This window comes from Candidatus Defluviibacterium haderslevense (genome assembly GCA_016712225.1).
Lineage (GTDB): Bacteria > Bacteroidota > Bacteroidia > Chitinophagales > Saprospiraceae > Vicinibacter > Vicinibacter haderslevensis.
This window is the reverse complement of sequence record JADJRL010000003.1, coordinates 3,225,104-3,241,420: the sequence shown is the minus strand read 5'-3', so window position 1 is coordinate 3,241,420 and position 16,317 is coordinate 3,225,104. Positions and strand designations below refer to the sequence as shown.

General features: G+C 34.0%; 12 protein-coding genes. 5 read left to right on the top strand and 7 right to left on the bottom strand.

Going from position 1 to position 16,317, the window contains the following annotated elements; all coding sequences use genetic code 11:
* Positions 1-8 precede the first annotated feature (8 nt).
* Genes IPK88_12625 through IPK88_12615 form a run of 3 tightly spaced genes read left to right on the top strand, consistent with a single transcriptional unit; the run spans position 9 to position 2,388 of the window.
* Positions 9-1,328 (top strand): hypothetical protein, encoded by a 1,320-nt coding sequence (locus IPK88_12625; GenBank protein ID MBK8244264.1) that lies wholly within the window; start codon positions 9-11, stop codon positions 1,326-1,328.
* Positions 1,329-1,799, top strand: coding sequence for a 23S rRNA (pseudouridine(1915)-N(3))-methyltransferase RlmH (locus IPK88_12620; GenBank protein MBK8244263.1), 471 nt, complete (start codon positions 1,329-1,331; stop codon positions 1,797-1,799).
* Positions 1,792-2,388 carry a rhomboid family intramembrane serine protease gene (locus IPK88_12615; protein ID MBK8244262.1) on the top strand — a complete coding sequence of 199 codons (597 nt, stop codon included), beginning with the start codon at positions 1,792-1,794 and terminating at the stop codon, positions 2,386-2,388. The genes IPK88_12620 and IPK88_12615 overlap by 8 nt, the downstream gene beginning before the upstream one ends.
* 14 nt (positions 2,389-2,402) lie before the next feature.
* Here IPK88_12615 and IPK88_12610 read toward each other — a convergent pair whose 3' ends face one another.
* From IPK88_12610 to IPK88_12595, 4 genes are all read right to left on the bottom strand, one after another.
* Complete coding sequence (locus IPK88_12610; protein MBK8244261.1) at positions 2,403-4,178, bottom strand: acyl-CoA dehydrogenase family protein; 1,776 nt, start codon at positions 4,176-4,178, stop codon at positions 2,403-2,405.
* 15 nt (positions 4,179-4,193) lie between these two features.
* Positions 4,194-5,102 (bottom strand): prohibitin family protein, encoded by a 909-nt coding sequence (locus tag IPK88_12605; GenBank protein MBK8244260.1) that lies wholly within the window; start codon positions 5,100-5,102, stop codon positions 4,194-4,196.
* 169 nt (positions 5,103-5,271) lie between these two features.
* On the bottom strand, positions 5,272-6,729 hold the full coding sequence (locus tag IPK88_12600; GenBank protein MBK8244259.1) for a RagB/SusD family nutrient uptake outer membrane protein: 1,458 nt from the start codon (positions 6,727-6,729) through the stop codon (positions 5,272-5,274).
* Positions 6,730-6,766: 37 nt separating this feature from the next.
* The gene (locus IPK88_12595; protein MBK8244258.1) at positions 6,767-9,943 is read right to left on the bottom strand and encodes a SusC/RagA family TonB-linked outer membrane protein; all 3,177 of its coding nucleotides are present in this window, start codon (positions 9,941-9,943) and stop codon (positions 6,767-6,769) included.
* Positions 9,944-10,691: 748 nt separating this feature from the next.
* Here IPK88_12595 and rmuC point away from each other — a divergent pair.
* Positions 10,692-11,885 carry a DNA recombination protein RmuC gene (gene rmuC / locus IPK88_12590; GenBank protein MBK8244257.1) on the top strand — a complete coding sequence of 398 codons (1,194 nt, stop codon included), beginning with the start codon at positions 10,692-10,694 and terminating at the stop codon, positions 11,883-11,885.
* A gap of 65 nt (positions 11,886-11,950) precedes the next feature.
* On the opposite strand, the gene IPK88_12585 is transcribed toward rmuC, so the two are convergent.
* From IPK88_12585 to IPK88_12575, 3 genes are all read right to left on the bottom strand, one after another.
* Complete coding sequence (locus IPK88_12585) at positions 11,951-12,769, bottom strand: hypothetical protein (GenBank protein MBK8244256.1); 819 nt, start codon at positions 12,767-12,769, stop codon at positions 11,951-11,953.
* A 159-nt stretch (positions 12,770-12,928) separates the two neighbouring features.
* Entirely contained in the window at positions 12,929-13,615 is a 687-nt protein-coding gene (locus IPK88_12580) for a hypothetical protein (protein MBK8244255.1), read from the bottom strand.
* A gap of 107 nt (positions 13,616-13,722) precedes the next feature.
* The gene (locus tag IPK88_12575; GenBank protein MBK8244254.1) at positions 13,723-14,271 is read right to left on the bottom strand and encodes a glutathione peroxidase; all 549 of its coding nucleotides are present in this window, start codon (positions 14,269-14,271) and stop codon (positions 13,723-13,725) included.
* A gap of 508 nt (positions 14,272-14,779) precedes the next feature.
* Between IPK88_12575 and IPK88_12570 the strand changes: the two genes are divergently transcribed.
* Positions 14,780-15,997 (top strand): tyrosine-type recombinase/integrase, encoded by a 1,218-nt coding sequence (locus tag IPK88_12570; GenBank protein MBK8244253.1) that lies wholly within the window; start codon positions 14,780-14,782, stop codon positions 15,995-15,997.
* Positions 15,998-16,317: the final 320 nt, after the last annotated feature.

Sequence of the window (16,317 nt, the reverse complement as noted above, 5' to 3'; positions counted from 1 at the left end):
TATTCTGCATGCATTTGATCAATTATATTTCAGTATTACTTCTAATGGTATCATCATCATGTACCCAAACCAAATTGATTAAAACCGAACCTCCTGAGTGGACCAAGACAGCTGCCATTTATGAAATAATGCCCAAGCAATTTACGCCTCAACATAATTTAAAAGGAATTACACAAGAACTAGCTCGATTAAGAAATCAATACGTTTCAGCCATCTCCATTTTACCCATATTCACAACACTAGATATTAATAACGCCTATAATCCAGGAGATCCTTATGCCTGCTCAGAATTTCTTACCATAGATCCAGCACTTGGAACAGATCACGATTTCAAAACACTTATAGATTCAGCGCATCATTTTAACATTAAAGTACTATTAGAATTTAACCTGACCTATACCACTCCAAATCATCCATGGAGAAAAGAATATCCTGAATTTTATAAATCATCTCAAGCAAAAAATGATACTGCATTCAATCAAGATTACATTCGTTTTAATTTAGAACATAAAACTTTACAAAAAAAACTGATACATATATTAGAACATTGGATGAAGGACTTTCCATTAGATGGTTTTGTACTCATGAATGCAGATCAATTTCCTGAATCTTTTTTGAATCTGTTGGGATCAAAAATAAATTCTAAAAAATTCTATTTGGTTAGTGGTTCCAATACCCCTGAATTTGTGGAACGTGGATATTTTGATAGCTATTTCAATTATGATCTCTATCATTTATTTATTAAAATGGTAGATAACACTTGCACTTCACAAGATTTTAAATCATTGATGGAAATCAATGAAAAGGCAACATTCAAAAATGCTTCCATACTATTCAACCAAAACGCGTTGTTGAATAATAAAGATGGTACGGAAACCCAACGTTTCTATGGCTTTTATAAATTATGCAGCGTATTGAGTATATTAACAGGAGGCATTCCAATGATAATGAATGGACAGGAAGAACCGATGTTTGATAGAATTAATCCTTATTCCAATCAAGCCATTGTTTTTAATAAATTTTTTTCCAGAGATTTTTTCCGATCGCTGTTCATCCATCGTGTAGATAATCCAGCTATACAGTCTATACAAGATAACCTGCCTGTGATCATTTCTGACGCGACACATGTCCTTGCATTCGAACGAAAGCATGGGGAGGCATCCATCGTAGTCATGGCCAATCTTACCAACCAAGTTCAGTCATTCACTTTAAAAAATGACTACATACAACGTCTAGAATTTTTCACAAGAGCCTTAACTAATTTTGAGAAAAATAAATCTTATACTCTAAATCCTTATCAATATATCGTACTCACGAATATTAAGTAAATGGAATATCAACTTTGGTGGACAGGAAAAACACAATTCGGATATCTTGATGTTGGGATAGCTGATTATATTAAGCGCATTCGACATTTATGCAAATTCAATACCCTTGAATTTCCAAATGCGAAAGAAAAAAAAGATCAACTCATCATCCAACAGGAAGAAGAATCACAACTTCTTAAAAAAATAGATTTTCGAAAAGATTATATTATATTATTAGATGAACGAGGATTAAAATTTACATCCATTAAATTCGCCCAACATTTAGAACAATTGCAAAATAATAGTCTGCATCGCATTATTTTTATTATTGGTGGAGCTTATGGATTTACACCTGCTTTCCGGAACCAAGCACAAATGCTTTTATCCTTTTCAGACTTTACTTTTTCACACCAACTCATTCGACTTATATTTGTAGAACAATTGTACAGAGCTCAAAGTATTTTACACCATTTACCATATCACCATGAATGAATTATTTCCATTAGTAACGGTATCTTTACTAGCTGCCATGTTATTGATTTCCTATTCCGGATTTACAAACTATAGTGTCATTGAAGCCTGTCGACATTATCCCTATTTAGAACACAGAGATAAATCCTATTACCGATGGATAACCTGCGGATTTGTACATGGAAGTTGGATGCACTTATTACTCAATGCGTTTGTGTTATACCAATTTGGTTTTGTTGTTGAAAAAATGATGATCATGCAATTTGGTCAAATACCTGGCATGATGGTCTACCTAACGCTGTATTTAATCATACTGATTTTATCTTGTCTTCCGACATACCTCAAACAACAAAACAATGCTTCTTATGCAAGTATAGGCGCATCCGGGGCTATATCAGGAATTCTGTTTGTATACATTTACCATTTTCCCTTTTCTACCCTATCTCTTTATGGAATCCTTCCATTACCTGCGCTTTTAATGGGTGTCTTATATCTTATATATTCCTGGTGGGCGGCAAAAAATTCAAATGATGGTATAGACCATGATGCCCATTATTATGGTGCTGTCATTGGATTGGTTTGTGCATTTATTATTGACAAATTAGGATAAATTGAATTTACTGACTAAAAACAATATTGATTTTTTTCAATAACCATTTTTGCAATTTGTCTTCTTTTCTCTTTCACATTAATGGCTTCATATCTGGCGAACCGTTTAATGCCCATCATCATGATTCGCAATTCATCACCCAGGGCAAATGAGGCCAAAGCGTCTTGAGCATTTTTAACCAATCGTGATTGTGCATCCCAAATAAACACCTTCATGATGTTTTCATACAATGTCATTTCTTCTTCAGATTTGGTGTCTGCTAATTTTTGAATTCGAAGTAATACCGATTCTGAATTATATAAATCCATCAAGATATCTGCGACATTCATCAATATTTCTTGTTGATCTTTGAGATCGTGCTTACCATCAATTTGATATTTAACAGCGGCCCCGGCAACCATTAATGACAATTTCTTAAAATCATGAATTGTTCTACGTTCGAGCCCGTATTTACCTTCAGGAATTTCCATATTTGGTAATCCCGTTAATTCCTTTTGAACTTCCCAGGCTGGGCCCACCAGATCTAATTCACCTTTCATCGTGCGACGTAAGATCATATTGATGATCAACATTCGATTGATCTCATTCGTCCCCTCATAAATTCTATTGATCCGCGCATCTCTGTATGTACGCGCAGGCAAATATTCTTCGCTATATCCATATCCTCCATGTATCTGAAGCATTTCATCAACGACGTAATCCAGCACTTCTGATCCGTAGATTTTAATGATAGCGCACTCTACAGCGTATTCTTCAGCAGATTCAAGCATAGCTTGTGCAAAATTTTTACCTGCTGCCATGGAATCCAATTTCTGATCATCCATTAAATCACTAACACGATACACTGTTGATTCTAAAACAAAGGTTCTGATGACCGATTCAGCTATCTTATACTGCATGGCTCCATAAGCGGAAATTGGATGTCCGAATTGTACTCTCTCATTTGCATAACGGACGGCTATGTCAATGCATTTTTTACAACCACCCATCGCCATGGTCCCCAATTTATAACGACCTATATTAAGTACATTGAAGGCTATCAAATGACCTTTACCAATTTCACCCAATACATGTTCTTTAGGGACATGTACTTGATCTAAGAATACTTGTCGGGTTGAAGAGCCTTTGATTCCCAATTTATGTTCTTCTTCACCTAAGGTTAAGCCCGGCGAATTTTTTTCAACTAAAAATCCAGTAAATTTATCACCATCAACTTGGGCAAAAACGATAAAAACATCGGCAAATCCCGCATTGGAAATCCACATCTTTTGCCCTGTTAATATAAACTCGCTACCATCCGCCGATCTTTCAGCTTTGGTTTTGGCACTCAGTGCGTCACTACCCGAGCTCGGCTCTGTAAGGCAATAGGAGGCTTTCAACGTTCCATTACTCAATCCAGGCAAATATTTCAATTTCAATGCTTCAGAACCAAAATATAAAATGGGTAACATCCCAATTCCGGTATGAGCCGCCAGTGTGGTATTGAATGAAGCATCTCCGCGACCTAATTCTTCTGAAATCAAAGTATTGGAATGGGTATCCATAGGTGAACCGCCATACTCCTCCGGAATATGAGCACCCAACAATCCCATAGATGCTGCTTTTTCCAATAAATCAACCTGAGAAGCCAATATATGTCCCTTGACCCAAATTTCTGATTCCACAAACTCACGAACTGATTGGCGAATCATGAGTTGTTCTTCACTAAGATCTTCAGGAATAAAATTATTTTTATAGGGCGTGTCTTTGATTAGAAATTCTCCACCCTTCAATACTTTGTGTGTGCTCATAAATAAAATATTACATTAATTACCATTAATTAATAAGGGTGCATTTTTACCATTCATGACGATGACTTTAGCATTTTGTGATGTAGCTAATTCTTTGTAAGCTTTGATCATTTCGTACTCCAATTGTTTATCGGTCAAACCTGTATTGATAATTTTTTGGTAATCGGCGATACCTTGTGCTTCTACCCTTTTTCGTTCGGCTTCTTGCCGTTCTTTTTGTAATACAAATTGCATTTTTTGTGCATCTTGCTCAGCACGAATTTTATCTTCAATCGCAGTTTTAACCGGTGTTGGAAGACTAATATTTCTAACCATTAATTGTTCTAAGACTAAACCACGTGAAGCAAAATCGATTTCTATACTTTTAAAAATCTGCAATTGAAAGGCATCTCTTTTACTGGAATATAATTCTACGGCATCATAATAAACGGTATAGTCTCTAATCTTGGTTCTGGCTGTAGGTCTGATCACTTTATCCTGATAATCCACACCTGTTTCATTGATGATCTTTGGAGCTGAATTGGCAATAATTCTATAAAGAACTGTAACATCAATAACAACCTCAAGTCCATCTTTAGTCAAGGCTCTTATAGCATCATCTCCTGACTTGGTTCCTTCATCATGAACCCCGCTCATGGTATAATTTTGCGTTTTGGTATCCATTTGTGTTATGGTAAGTAGCGGGTTAATGACATGCAAGCCCGGGTAAAGCACATCTTCCTGAATCTTACCAAACAGAGACTTTACGCCGATATACCCAGCTTCAATTTGAACAAAACAAGAAGTAAAAAAACCTAAGGCAAGTAAAATAAAACTAGCAACTCTAAAATATCGACCCATTTGTTGGAGATTAGGATGCTTATCTCGTTGAGTTAATACTAAAAATGCTGCCAAGGCAATAAGAGCTAAAGCGAAAAAAATCATGTTGGAAATTTTTGTTATGCAAAGAACATAAGTTATTTCCAACAAGTTCAAGAAAGCAATAGAATTTTGAATAAGCTAATATTGGCTCGATAAAAGTTTAAGCACATCCATGCGTATTAATCGACTTCTCTCTTATTCATAAGTATCATCAAACCCAATATCAATCAGTCTAATTTGGTTCACATAATTTATTGGTAGATAATTCTCCGCTCGGAATAGGCCAAATATAATTTTTAGCCGTAACCAACACTTCAGGAGCTGTCCCGATACTTCCAGTCTTTGCCGGAAGCGTTTTGGTCAATCGTTGCAAATCCATCAACCTAAATCCTTCACCTAATAATTCTATTCGGCGTTCGGTAATTATGGTTTCAATTATTTTGTCTGGTCCTTGTAGTTCCTCAGCTGGAAAAACATAGTTTGGGTTGGAACGATTTCTAACTGCTTTTAATAATTCTACTGAATAATTGATATCATTTAATTTAGCTGCTGCTTCTGAACAATTTAATAAAACCTCAGCATATCGAATGACCGGTACATAGTCTCTAAATGGTGCTGTAGAAATAGCAAATTTCTTCAATACTTTATGTTTTGCTGCATCAAACGTAATTAATGTAGATCTGGCATCTTGATTATCTGAAAAAGCAGGATTCCCAACTATACCAAGCGTAGCTAAAAAAATGATCGGTTGGGACAAATAATTAAAAGCAAGTGAAAACTGGGATGGAGGCGTTTCAGTAGTGGAATTTGCAAAAGGAATTGAAAATATAGCTTCAGTTCCGGTATAGCTTCCTGTAAATACATTCAGAATATTAGCTTCCAAGGCATGTGTTACAGCACCGGCACTATAGCGAAAAGGAGCTACACCGGGCACTATTTTAGATCCTTCATTCAATACATTCTGATATTGAGACATATTGAGATAAACTCTGGTCTTCAATGCAATAGCAGTAGCCTTATGCGCTCTTGAAGTATTAAGATATGAAGTGCTATAGGACGTTGGCAAATCATTCTCAGCCTCATTCAAATCTTTAATGATTTGAGTATATACTTCTTCTACAGTACTTCTTTTGAGATCATTATTTCCAGCTGAAGTAATCGGTGCTAGTCTTAATGGAACTCCCAATGCATTTTTATCTAAATTAAATGGCTTTGCATAAGTTTGAACTAAACTTAAATAAGAAAGTGCTCGAACATATTTAGCTTCAGCTGTATATAATTTAGCTACACTGTCTGACACTACTTTTGTTGATGCTAATTTATTGATTAGAATATTTGATGCATTAATAGCTGTATAGGCTGCAGACCAAACATTATTTATATATTCATTGGTAGTAGCAACATTTTGATTCCACACTGCTGAACCCGTTGCAGCATTTCCATCATTTTGACCAAATTCATCACCACGTTGTTCATTAAAAACAATATATCGACCACCATAAAAATTTGGATTTTGCAATTGAGCATATAAATTATTGACTTGCCCTTGAATTTTACCAGGCGTATTAAATGCTTCTGTTTCACTTATACTTGTGGAAGGCACTGTGTCTAAAAAATCGCCCTGGCATGAGGTCAAAAAAGAAGTAAGAAAAGCAAGTATTGTTAGTTTGATATATATTGTTGTTTTCATGTTTTTCATTTTAATAATTTGTAATCTGAATCAATAATTAAAATCCGATGTTCATCCCTACTGAGAATACCTGAGCATTGGGTGGAACATTTTGATCTTTTCCAGAATGTATTGAATTTCCATTGATCGAAACTTCAGGATCAGATCCCCTATACTTGGTTAATGTATATAAATTAATGGCTTGAACATAGACTCGTGCTGATGCAAATTTATTTCTGAAATATTCTTTTTTGATCGGTACATTATATGCTAAAGTTATGTTCTTAAGTTTCAAATAATCACCTTTTTCAACTTTAGATGTTGCTGAAAATGAAAATCCGGCAGATACATTATCACCGTATTGCAACTTTTGGATCTCGGTTTTTTGTCCCGGAGTAGTCCATCTATCCTTTATAAATGTCCCATTATTAAAATATCTTTGATCTGAATTTGTAGCTCGTGTACCGTTGTAGAGTTGATTGCCACCAACAAAAGTCAGATTGATATTTAATTCAAAATTTCTATAACTCATATTACTATTAAGACCTCCAAAATATTTAGGTAAAGATGGACCTTGCATGACACCATCTTTGTAATTATCGATAGCAGGTGCAGCAGTACCGTCTAAATAAGTCCATCTTGGTGAACCTATATGATTGTATTGCACAGTTTTTCCTTCACTGTTGACAAACATCATTAATCCGTTGTCCGGATTAACACCAAGTGTTGGAACTGCAAAAATAGAACCCACAGAATAACCTACACGGGTCATATTCTGCACCCCAAAAATGCTTGGAACATATACATCACTTACTAAGGAAGTTACTTTATTTTTTAAAGTTGAAAAATTAAGATTTATATCCCATTTAAAATGGCCTTTATGAATAACATTACCATTTATTCCCAATTCAATTCCTTCATTAAACATGCTACCAACATTGGCATTGATATAATTACCTGGTATACCGGCGGAAAGAGCTTGTGGTGCTTTTAGAATTAAACCATCGATTAAATTTTTATAATAATCAAATTCAATATTTATTTTTTCTTTTAATATTGAAAAATTAATTCCCACATCCAATTTCTTACTGGTTTCCCATTTAAGATCCGGATTCGCTGCTTGTGCATATACCAATGTCGGTGCACCACCATATGTAGCCGATGTGTATGCTCCAATAGCGGGATAATCCCCTATTTCACTATTTCCAACGATACCATAACTTCCTCTTAGTTTTAAATTTCCAAAAATATTTTGGAGTGAGCTATTTTGAAAAAATGATTCATTATAAACATTCCATCCCAAAGATCCACCACCAAAATTTCCAAATTTATTTCCATCAGCCAAAGCAGATAAACCATCCCTTCTAAAATTTAAACTTACAAAATATTTTTTTGAAAAGTCATACGTTAAATTCGAAAAGTAAGAAAGTAATGCATTTTCAGAATATACATTTCCGATCGGTGAAATATTTACAAAACCTCCCTGATAATTGGTGTAATAAGGATCAGAAATATTGGATCGTTGTGCACCCCATGAATCAATGGATGTTTTAATTCGTTCATAACCTACTAGTAAACCGACATTATTTTTTGGACCAAAACTTTGGTTAAAGTTTAATGTATTGACCCAATCAAATCTATTGTATTTTGTAAAAATATTACTTGCCACGCCATTAGATGAAGCACCTCCACCATGGATAGGATTCATAAAAGATTTGTTTTCACTCAACAAATTATTGAGTGCATAACTTGTCCTGAATTTTAAGTTTTTCAAAAGGTTTATTTCTCCAAATACATTTCCAATTAGACTGTTATTTTCTGAAGAGTTTATATCATACTTCTGAACGTAAGCGAGATTGTAGGCATTGATAGTTCCGATCGTGCTGGGGTTATTCAAGCCATAACCCACGCTGTTTCCGTTTTGAATAGCATAAGAACCATCCGGATTGTAAACTGGTACATTGGACGGTAAGACATAAGTCATCCTTGCTAAGGGTTCATTTGTAATATATTGTGAATTGTATGCAGAAGATGATAAGGTGTTACTCGGAATAGCACCAGTTAATGGGCCGATATTTAAACCATTGCTATAACTGACGTTGGTTCCAATTTTTATATATTTGTTCAATTGATTATCTATATTCAATCGGGTTGAGTACCTTTCAAAACTATTGTACTTAATAAAATTATTCTGATTGTTATAACCTAGAGAAAAAAAGTAGGTCGTCGAATTATTAGCACCTGCAATACTTACATTGTGTCCGTGGGAAATCCCTGGACGATATGCCACATCATACCAGTTGGTATTTACTGTACTACCATCAGGATTCTTCATCAATACATAACCGGGCGCACGTCCTGAATTTACCATAGCTTCATTCTTGATCATCACATAGTCTTCCGCATTTAATAATTCAGGTAAATTGTAAGGTGTACTAACACTTAAGAAATTATCATAATTAACTTTTACTCTACCTCTTTTACCTCTCTTAGTGGTGATCACCATTACACCATTAGCTGCTCTGGATCCATAAATCGCAGCAGATGATGCATCTTTCAATATATCAATAGACTGAATGTCATTAGGGTTAATATCGGATAGTGGATTATTACCAATTGCACCACCTATATATCCGGTGAATAAACTGACACCATCGACTACTACCAATGGAAATAATCCCGATGTAATCGAATTGATTCCCCGGATTCTCATTACCGGTGTGTTGTTTAGAATATTAGTCGGTTGAATGATATCCACACCTGGAGCTAAACCACCTAAGAGTTGATCAAAACTAACAGCAGGTCGTGTTAACAGTTGCTTACTACCTATATTAGCCACAGCTCCTGAAAATTCACTTTTCTTCTGCACTGTATATCCACTTACGATTAATATTTCCTCTAAATCATTTCGCTTTTCTTCTAATGCTACGGTTATAAAATCACCAGAATTTACAGAGATCTCCTGAGGTGTGTAGCCGATGTAGTTGAACGATAAAATGATTGGAAATTTATCGTCTATTGAAAAAGAAAATTCTCCAAGCGTGTTGGTAGCGGTAGATAAACTACTCCCTTTAATTTGAACATAAACATCTTCTAAGCCTTGCTTATTTTTTGAATCAACAACTTTACCAATTAGGTTGATTTTTTGTCCAAAAGTTGAATTTAAAATAAATAAGAACAAGATTATAGACAATGCAACATTTTTGAAAACTGTTTTAATCATAAGTTGGGTCATACACATTCGATTTTTGATAAAATATTAGCTCCATTTTTTTATATAACACGAGAAGTCAATGTATTATAATAAGGGACAAAAGTATCCTTTTAGCTTTGAACTAATGCTTATCATATTAAAACATATAATAATATGATGACGAAATGGCCAAAAGAATACATGAAACACGTAAAATAATTGACGAACACGAATAGCATGGTTTTATTATGGCCTTTTTACACTCTTTGCATCATCCAAATCTATACTTGAAAGTACTACACCATAAGAAATGTTTTAAGATGAGTGGAATACATAACTATATATTGATTATATAAAAAAATCAAATACATTGCATCATACTTTGAATTCAAATAAAAAATTAACTTTATGCCTTATCTTCAACACTTTAAATAATAGATTTTACACTCATATGGATTAAATCATCAATAATATGGATACCTACATCATATATATCATAGGCATATTACTCAGTGTTGTCATCGTGTTATTCATCTTCTTTCTCAACAAAAGCAGTAATGACCTTCCTTTTATCAAAGCCAAAATCATCGAATTACAATCGAATTTAACAAAAATAGAAAACAACTTAAAAGAAGATTTTAGAATCAATCGTGAGGAAAATGCTACCATAGCAAAAGACAACCGAATCGAATTAAATTTTACTTTAAAAAATATTTCGGACCAAAGTCAATTTGCATTAAAAGAAATAAATAAAACGCTGGATGAAAAAGTCGGAGCGTTGATTTCAAAAATGGATGAAAACAATAAAACTAATCGGGAAGAACTTAATAAAAATATGCATCTATTATCCAATTCAAATATTGAGCAGTTGGAAAAAATAAATGTACAAGCTAAAGCAGATTACCAACTCATCAGAGAAACATTGCTTTCTGCCTTCAAAGGATTTCAGGAAACGTTCGATCAAAACATCAGGTCATTCAATGATCTCCAACGAGAAAAATTTGGTCTGATGGATGTCAAACAAAATGAATTGGTAAAAAGCACTGAAACAAAACTGGAGAGCATTCGAGTTACTGTCGAAGAGAAGTTGGAAAAAACCTTAAGTGATCGCTTGGGTCAAAGTTTCGAGACCGTCGGAAAGCAATTGATAGAAGTGCAAAAAGGCTTAGGTGAAATGCAAACGATTGCTACAGATGTTGGCGGTTTAAAAAAAGTGTTGAGCAACGTCAAGTTACGAGGTGGTGTTGGAGAAGTTCAGTTGGCTTTGTTACTAGAACAAATTCTTGCCCCGAGTCAATATGATGCTAATGTAAGAACTAAAAAAGGAAGTAACGACCCTGTTGAGTTTGCCATCAAATTACCTGGACGAAGTGAGGATGAAAGCAGTTTTGTCTATTTGCCCATTGACGCTAAATTTCCAAAAGACACTTATGAACATTTGATTGCAGCCTATGAAAACGCCATACCGGATGACATAGAAACAGCTACCAAAAATTTAGAAATGGTCATAAAAAAAATGGCCAAAGACATTAGAGATAAATATTTGGATCCACCCCATACAACAGACTTCGCCATCATGTTTCTCCCCTTTGAAAGTATTTATGCAGAAGTGATTCGAAGGAGTTCTCTGATAGATCAATTGAGAACTGAATTTAAAATAACCGTAGCAGGGCCTACAACCCTAATGGCCATACTTAATAGCCTACAAATGGGATTCCGAACACTGGCATTACAAAAAAGAAGTAGTGAAGTGTGGAAAGTATTGGGAACCGTCAAAAAAGAATTCGAAAACTTTGGAGGATTGTTAGAAAAAGCTCAAAAAAATATTCAAACCGGGTTGGGACAATTAGATGATGTAGTAGGTACCCGGACGCGAGCAATCAATCGTGAATTAAGGAATGTAGAAATGCTTCCTGCAGCAGAATCAACATTGGAAATACCTGAAATTATCATCCCCAATGATGATAACAATGAAACCTTATGAAAAACATTACATAAAAAAAGCCAAGAAATATTACTCTTGGCTTTCTAGAGCTTAATCAATATTTTTTACCACCAGCGTCTAATGCTTATTTCTCTGGTACTACCATCAGGTAAGATTAGAGTTGCGGTGTTATTACAGATTCCATCGCCATAATCTATACTCACTGTTTTCAAATCAAATGTTACAGAAATCAATCCATCTACAATATAGGCGCATGTGAATTTTGTTATTAGAGGTTCACTGGTATTCACACTAAATGGTTTTCCTTCACGATTTACACCTTCTGAAGTTCCACTTGTGGAATATACATCATCCAGTTTGATTAATGGCGTATTCAATCCTTCCAGATGGGTAATATATTGTGTTGCATTCCAACTTATACTTTTTCCTGAAGGAAAGCTTAGGACCCTATTAGATACATTCCTAAGAAATGTATTTTGACCTTTAGTATTTAATCCCTGATTGATTAGTGTTACGGTACCATCCACCTTTACATCATCAATATAAAATTGATCATGACTAACTGTTCTAACAGACCCTGGTGTATTGAGTGGGGCGGAAATCTGAATGATCAACTTACCACGACGAACTCTTCCATAAGGACCAGTCACTCCGGTAGTACCATAATCTATAGTAAGGATATTTGGGTAAGTTCCTTTTGGATTGGACCAGGTTCGGGTCGGGAAACTCCTGCTAGACACAGCTAATAAACCGTTTTCGATTTGTTCGGAGATTTCTGTTTCATTGGATTCGAGTATATCTTGCTGGGTGGTATAGTCTTCAGAAACTGTGGTAAATCCATTACTAAAAAGGTCCAAATCTTTTCGGCATGAACTTAACATTACCAAGGCCATCAGCAAGCCAATTATTCCATACATTTTCATAACTAAATTTTTAAAAAGTGAGCTAATTATTGTTGTAGATGATCTATAGACTCCTGATTAATAACTTGGTTTAAACATGGATTTCAAAAAATAAAAAATTAGGATATTCCAAAATGATTTTCATAAAGCCAACATAGGGTATATCAGCTAAATATCATCTCACTTTTGCAAATTATTCAAGCCGATTTTTTGCCATATTTTTCCGGAGAGACTTGAACAAAGTATCTCGATGTCATGGATCGTAGTGAGGATCATCTGATCTCTATTGTTATTCCCATATATAGCTGCAACTTTCGAGGTTAACGAAAGCATTTCAGAACAATAATCCAAATACCTGCTTAAATCATTCTTCGTTAGTTCTCTCGTGGGTGAATGCTCTGTTCGTTCTACAAGCATATAAGATGGATCTTTGGTCAATTGATGCATATCGATGACATGTGCTATTGTCCTCAATTCATTTAAAGCCTTTAAAATAATTTTCTGTTTTAGGATATCTTCCAATTTGTATAAGAAATAAAATGAGGCTCCAATCATGGCTATTTCATTGATCATGGCTTCGCTTACGGTTACAAAATTCTGTATAGTTGTAATGGATTCATCCACTTTTAATTGAGAAAAAGTATAAAATATGGAGGCCGCGGCAATCAAGATCAATAAATAAAATGCTAGTCTAAAATATGCATAAGGTTTATCTACGCTCTCAATATTTTGTTTGCTGATTATCGCCAAAGCTTTTAACTCGTTGCACACTTTTAGCAATCCGGATTCGGGAAATCGATCATTAATTCTTAGTGAAATTAAATGAATCGCATCAATTATTTTTTCAATATTTAATTTTCTATACATGAAAAATAAATTTCCTTTCTAAGGCTCAAATCATCATATCGGAATCCATACTTAAAATTAGAAAATACCGTTTTCTGAAACAATAATTCCACGATATAAATCTAAGCTCATGGTTTGATCCAGTTTAAAATCTTCTCACATTTTGGACTTTCTTTATATCCAACCATAGCATACCATTGTCCTTGTTCATCAATAAGGTATTTTTGAAAATTCCATTTGACTTCGGTATCCGCTACCCCATTTTCAGCTTTGGAAGTCAACCAATGATACAGCGGAACCATGTCTTCACCTTTTACTGAAATTTTAGACATCATGGGAAAAGTAACCCCAAAATTCACGGTACAAAATGTGGCTATTTCTTCATTTGTCCCAGGTTCCTGAGCGCCAAAGTCATTAGATGGGAATCCGATAATGGTAAATTGGTCACCACCGAATTCTTTATACAAGGCTTCCAATTCAGCATATTGGGGTGTATATCCACATTGTGATGCCGTATTTACGATCAATACCTTTTTGCCTTTAAGGCTACTAAAATTAAAGTCTTTGCCATCAATCGTTTTGGCCGTAAAATCATGCAGTGTTTTCATATTCGGTTTTTGAGAAAAGGAAGTTGCCCCTATCAACAAAGCAAGGAGTAAAAAGATGTATTTCATCATAGGCCAAAGATACGTAAAAAGTGAATTGTAATGTTTAAGGGTTAAGGGGTAATGGTTAATGGTTAATGGTTAATGGTTAATGGTTAATGGTTAATGGTTAATGGGGAATCGGTATTGGGGAATCGGTATTGGGGAATCGGTATTGGGGAATCGGTATTGGGGAATCAGCAAGGGTGAATATTTATTGACTATTTATTGGGTAAATGTAATAAATCTATCACAACATGGATAACGTAAATAGGATGAAAAATGAATATTGAAATTTAATAAAAAACAAAAAACCCTTGCAAATCAATGACTTACAAGGGTTTAAAGTGATCTGTTTGGGATTCACACTACAAAAAACAGTAAACACCAATAAACGCTAATAAACCATAATAAACTGACAGTTAATTAATTACACATTTACATGAACTTAATATGTTCATTAAGGATTGTAGTTAATCTCTAAGGATCACCAAAAGTGAGACCCTAATGAGACCCTTTTTTAATCATAAAATAAAATATAATGTCAGTAATTAGATTTTTATTAAGAACAAACAAAGTAAACAAAAGTGGTTTAGCGCCTTTAAGGATGATAATAGCAAGTGGTAAAGACAGAGTTGAGATAACTGTACCATCTGTAAAATTAAAACCTGACCAATGGGATGATTCCAAACAAAAAGTAAAAGGACATAGTATTATAAACAGCCAACTAGAAGGGTTAAAATTGAAGGCTGAAGGAGAAATACATAAAAGAATTGTAGAAGGTGTAAAAATAAAACCAACAGAAATAAGAGATTTCCTCTTTGGCAAAATCTCCAAAACTGCTGTAGTAACAAAACCAACAGCTATATCATACTGTGAGGCAAACTTTGTTAAAGATTTAAATTTAGCTTATGGTACAAGAAAAAATTATAAAGCCATTTCAAAATTTATAAGTGCTTTTGATAAAGATGTACTTCTAGAAGATATAGATAAGGAGTGGTTAACAAAATTCAATGCTTGGTATATCAAAAATCATACAACAGTTAAAAGTACGATACATGCTAAAATTAAGTGCCTAAAGAGAATTGTTAATCATGGTTTAGATGCTGGTATTGTTAAAACCAATAAAATAAGAGGATTTAAAGTAGTTAAAGGTAGCTCACAAAAGAAGTATCTAACAATAGAAGAAATCAAGCTATTAGAACATCATTTGTTAACAAACCCATGTGATGCCAAAATACTAAAACCATTCCTATTCTGTATATATACAGGTATGAGGTATGGAGATATGGTAAGTTTAACAATGAAATCAATCAAAAAAGAATATCATGGCCAAAACATAGTTTATAGACTATCATATCATATGGGCAAAACTGGAAATCTGGTAAACGTTGAATTAAATAAAAAGGCTCAATCATTAATAAATTTCACAGTGTCTGGCGACAATGTGCCTATTTTTGGAATAATTGAAGAAACAGATCTACAAAAAGATAAAGATCATTTATCAAAGAGAATTGAAAGTACTAATGTAATTATGAATACAAGATTGAAAGAAATATGTCTATCTGCTAGTTTAACAAGAAAATTTAGTTGGCATGAAAGCAGACATACCTTCTTCTGTTTAGGCATTCAATTAGGTATTGGGATAGAAACATTAAAAGAACTTGGTGGTCATAAATCAATTTTAATGACTAGTCAATATGTTCAAGTTGTTGATAATCAAAAAAATAAAGCTGCATTACTATATGACACAATATAAAAATAAAAAAAATTAATAAAAAAAATAAAACTAGATGAACTTTATCAATAAAAATATTGTCTTTTTGAATATAAAGCCCAAAACTGCCTAGAAAAGTCTGGCAAGCTTATTAAAAATATGAACCCACCGCCATCCAAGTCAATATTGCATTAAGGGGACTCTGGAGCCTAAGAAATATCTATCTAAATAGATCTAATTACCATTTTAATGGGTGGACTAATTATTAAAGTCCATAAAATTAAAGATGGTTTTCGAAAAGAAAACAATCTACAAACAAAATTTCTTTTTAAAACTGCTTTGAACATAAAAATTCAAGGCTA